General features: G+C 69.2%; 4 protein-coding genes. All 4 read right to left on the minus strand.

Annotated features, from left to right (window positions below; all coding sequences use genetic code 11):
* Positions 1 to 199: 199 nt before the first annotated feature.
* A complete protein-coding gene (locus ACFULQ_RS48650) occupies positions 200 to 976 on the minus strand; it encodes an SDR family NAD(P)-dependent oxidoreductase (RefSeq protein WP_383558156.1) in 777 nt (258 codons plus the stop codon).
* A 251-nt stretch (positions 977 to 1,227) separates the two neighbouring features.
* Positions 1,228 to 1,650 (minus strand): nuclear transport factor 2 family protein, encoded by a 423-nt coding sequence (locus ACFULQ_RS48655; protein ID WP_383558159.1) that lies wholly within the window; start codon positions 1,648 to 1,650, stop codon positions 1,228 to 1,230.
* Between the two features lie 36 nt (positions 1,651 to 1,686).
* The gene (locus tag ACFULQ_RS48660; protein WP_383558163.1) at positions 1,687 to 2,367 is read right to left on the minus strand and encodes a nuclear transport factor 2 family protein; all 681 of its coding nucleotides are present in this window, start codon (positions 2,365 to 2,367) and stop codon (positions 1,687 to 1,689) included.
* A 62-nt stretch (positions 2,368 to 2,429) separates the two neighbouring features.
* Positions 2,430 to 4,007, minus strand: coding sequence for an ABC transporter substrate-binding protein (locus tag ACFULQ_RS48665; RefSeq protein ID WP_383558165.1), 1,578 nt, complete (start codon positions 4,005 to 4,007; stop codon positions 2,430 to 2,432).
* Positions 4,008 to 4,397: the final 390 nt, after the last annotated feature.

Here is a 4,397-nt window from a genome sequence, read left to right on the forward strand (position 1 = left end):
GCCGGGGCCTGTGCCCCGGCCTCTCCCACATCGTGCCCTGTCGCCGACGGCTGCCGGGGTCCGATGGCTTGTGCGCCGTGACTCCCGAGGGACCGCCGGCTCCGCGGCCTTCGCCAGGCGCCCGGTCCGGCGGGCAAGCGATTGCCCCTGCGGTGCCCCGAGCGTGCCGGCGCCCGACGGTCGGCCCCCGTGCTACAGGTCAGTGGCCGTCGCCGTCCAGCGCGTTCGTTATCGCCTTCACTCCGCCGTGCGCCGAGTAGCCACCGTCGACGGTGATCTCCGCGCCGTTGACGTAGGACGCGTCGTCGGACAGCAGGTACACCACGAGGGGTGCCACCTCGTCCACCGCGCCCGCCCGGCCCTGAGGCGTCATCGACAGATGTGCCTGCACGAACACCGGGTTCGCGGAGACCATCAGCGGTGTCTCGATGTAGCCGGGGTGGACCACGTTCGTACGGATGCCCCGCGGTGCCAACTCCAGCGCGGCCACCTTCGACAGTCCCCGCAACGCCCACTTGCTGGCCGTGTAGGCGACCGCGTGATGGGCGGTCAGACCCGCCACCGAGCCGACGTTGACGATCGAGGAGCCGGCCGGCATCAGCGGCGCCAGCGCCTGGATGCCCAGCAGAGCGCCCGTCGTGTTCACCGCGAAGGCCCGGTTCCAGTCGGCGAGTTCGACCTCGCCGAGCCGCGCCCGCACCGCGATGCCCGCGTTGTTGACCAGCCCGTGGACGACGTCCAGCTCTGCTGCCAGCGCCGACCAGTCCTGCGGCGCCGACACGTCGAGGTGCCGGTACACCACGTCCAGATCGTCGGCCCGCAGGAGCTCCGCCAGCTTCTCACCCGCCTCGTCCAGCACGTCGGTGGCGATGACCCTCGCGCCCTCCCGGGCGGCCGCGGCCACTTCCGCGGCCCCTTGGCCCTGCGCTGCTCCGGTGACGACGACGGTACGGTCCACCAAACGCGTACGGCTCACGGTTCCTCCAGTGACCGAGTGCGGAATGTCTCCCGTCCACGCTAGGAACCGGCGGCCGACTCCGGAAACACGTGTTCACCATGGCTGGCATCCGCGGTGGCGATCTCCCGGGAGGCCGTTCACCGCCGGCCGTTCGCCCCGGGCGGCGGGCCGCGGGACGCGCGTAGGGGCCCGACGGCAACCGTCGGGCCCCTACAGGGTCCTGGCATGTCCCCGCGCCCGGGACGCACGCTCGCCGGAGAACAGACCCTCTAGTGCGGAATCCCCATCTGGGTCGTCCTGCCCTCCAGATCGGTCGCGGTGAAGCTGTTGTACGAGACCTGGATGGTGGCGAACCTGCCGTCCTTGATCTCGTACATGATGATCCCGCGATAGTCGAACGACTCACCCTTGCGCACGGGGCCGAACAGCGAGTCCGCGTGGTCCCCGAGTGCCTCGAAGTGGGTGTGCATGCGCACGGCGACCGTCTCACCGTCGCTGACGAACCGCTCGACGTGCAGTGTCTCGCGGAACCTGCCCCAGATCTTGGCGTAGTGGTCCTTCATTCCCTGGACACCCCGGAACTCCAGCGTTCCGTTCAGCATCCTCATGTCGGGGTCCAGGTAGTCGTCGAAGGCGGTGTCGTCCTCCGCGTTGAAGCGGCGGATGTATGCGTCGTACGTGGAACTGTCCACTGTGCCTCCAGGCGGGTGCGGGACGGCCTGCGGCCGTTACAGCGGGTCGGTGTACGAGGTGGTCTCCGACCAGTCGCGGTAGGGGCGCGGAGGGACCGGCTGATAGGCCGGGGCCTTGTCCGGGTGGTACGGCTGGTTGAAGGTGACGGGACGGGTGGGCGGTGTCATGCCCTCCATCGTGCTGCCCTCCTCCGGGAAGTACGCGGGACGGTTCAGCGCGGCGTCCACCCAGCTCCGGTCGTAGGGGGTGCGGAACGTGGTGAGCACGTGCAGGTGCCACACCCGCCACTGACCGTTCTCCTTGACGAAGTCGGCGCTGTAGCGGCCCCAGGACCAGTGCGGCTTCGGCGGCTCGCCCGGCACGATGGGGAAGGTCTCGTGACCGGGTGAGATCCACACACCCTTGGCGGTCTCCCCGTCCTCGGCGACCTCGATCACCTGGGTGGTCAGACAGTGCTCGATCAGCAGACCGGGGGTGCCCGCGGGGAAGGGGTTCTCCTTGACGTAAGCCGCCATGATCGTCTCGCGGCCGTCCCAGACCCCCCAGTCCTCGGCCTCGAAGCAGATGTCGTCGCGGGTCGACCAGCACTCCTCGAACTCGCGGTCGTTCATGCCCGCGGAGTGCAGGAAGGCCCGGCGGCCCATCAGGTTCTGGATCTCCTGCACGGCCTCCAGACGTTCGAGCCGCCGGCGCAGCGCGTGGATCTCTTCACTCATGGTCCGTGTTTCCTCTCGGTGGTGGGATTTCGGCTCTCGGTGGTGTGCGTCGCGGTGTCCCGTCAGGACGAGGACGTGCCGGAGATGCCCCAGGACTTGTCCGCGTCCGGCGCGAAGGCGCTCAGCTGCTGCTGCACCGAGGTGGTCGGCACGTTCGTGATGTTCTCGGCGAGGAGGTAGTGCGAGTTCGTCGTCACGATCGGGATGACGTAGTGCAGCGAGTCGTAGCGCTCCACGGCCTGGCGCAGCAGGGAGTCGTAGGCGTCGCCCTGCTCCGTCGCGGCCCGCGACAGCAGTGAGTCGAGCTCGGCGTCCTTGGTCTGCTGGACGTTGGCGAGGGCGCCGGTGCCGTAGGCGTTGGTGGTGAGCTGGAAGTAGGTGTCCGCGCCGGCCGACAGGCCGAACTGCGCCGACTGGTACTTCGTGTCCATCAGCGGGGTGATGAAGTCGGACAGTGCCGCGCCCACGGACTTGAGTTCCACGGTGATCCCGGACTTGGCGAGCTGCTGCTGCAGCGCGGTCGCGAGCGTGTGGTTGGGATCCCAGCCGCCGGAGCTGAGCACGGAGACCGTGATCCCGTCGGGATGTCCCGCCTGCTTGAGGAGTTGCCGGGCCTTGGCGGTGTCCTGCTCGATCTCCTTCGCGTCGTACGAGCCGGCGCTGCCGGAGCCGACCAGCGAGTACGCGGGAGTGGCGAGTCCACCGTAGATCGCCTCTGCGATGGACTTGCGGTCGAGGGCGTACGTGAACGCCTCGCGCACGAGCGGGCTGTTCAGCGGCTTGCCCTTGCGGTCCTCCAGCATCAGCAGCTGGAGATCGCCGCCGGCACTGGTGTAGGTGAACCCGGCCTTCTTCGCGGTCGCCACGTTGTCGGCCGAGGTGTTCCAGAGCGCGTCCGCCTGGCCGCTGCGCAGCGCGGAAAGCTGAGCGGAGGCGTCGGGCAGGACCGTCTGGACGACCGAGTCGAACTTGACCGCCTTCTGGTTCCAGTACGCGTCGTTGCGCTTGAAGACGTACTTGCTGCCCGAGACCGTGTCGGCCTTGTCGAGGACGTACTGGCCCGCGCCGTGCGTCTCCGCCGCGAGCGAGTCCTGGTTCTTCAGGCCGGTGGGGCTGATGACCAGCCCCATCTTGTAGTCCTGGGTCAGGGAGACCGCCGCGGTGGGATTGGACCTGCCGTAGTGGATGACGAGGGTCTGCTTGCCCGTCACCTCGATGGAGTCGATGTCGCCGGCGTAGCGGACGTCCGCGTTGTCGGGCAGCTTCAGAAAGCGGTTGACGGAGGCCTTCACGGCGTCGGCGGTGAGCGCGTCACCGTCGGAGAAGGTGACGCCGGAGCGGAGCGTGATCTCGAACGTCTTGTTCTTGTCGTCGAGGTACTTCCACTTGGTCGCCAGGGCGGGGCGCAGGGAGCCGTCGTTGTCCCGGTAGATCAGCGGCTCGTAGGCGGCCCACACGAAACTCGCGGGTGCCGCCGTGGCCGGGTCGACGCTGTTGGGCGCCTGGGTGTAGGCGATGGTGAAGGTGCCGTCGGTCTGGGCGGCCGGACTGGAACCGGAACATGCCGCGAGGCCGGCCCCGACGGTGAGCGTGGTGGTCGTGGCGACGATCGCGCGGACCGTTCTTGATCCGAGTGACATGGAGACCCTCCTGCGGGTGCCGTACCGGTGCCGGGTACGAAAGGTCGGGGGCTGTGAGGGGTGAGCTCAGGCAACCACGGGCCCGGCCCCGGGCAGAAGCCGCGATTGGCGATGGCTGGCATCGCCAACACCGCGCCAACACGGCCTCCTTCAGCGGGTTTCCCGCCCATAGGGTCGAGAGGTGAGGCGTGGCCGCCCCTTCCGCCGCCGCCGCGGCACCGCCGCGCGGACACCGGCCGGGGCGACGCCCCGGAATCCCAGCGGACATGGTCCGGGCGGGTGACGCAGCAGGCGCACCGGCCGGACCTGTGAGGAGCACCCATGCACATGGACGTCACGGCCGACGTGGTGGTCGTCGGAGCGGGAAGCGCCGGCCTCGCGGCCGCGGTG

The sequence above is a fragment of the Streptomyces sp. NPDC057253 genome (assembly GCF_042669125.1).
Classification (GTDB): Bacteria; Actinomycetota; Actinomycetes; order Streptomycetales; family Streptomycetaceae; genus Streptomyces.

Coding starts and splice junctions, on each gene's coding strand:
- ACFULQ_RS48660 (WP_383558163.1), bottom strand. CDS start 2,367: ATGAGTGAAGAGATCCACGCGCTGCGCCGGCGGCTCGAACGTCTGGAG.
- ACFULQ_RS48665 (WP_383558165.1), bottom strand. CDS start 4,007: ATGTCACTCGGATCAAGAACGGTCCGCGCGATCGTCGCCACGACCACC.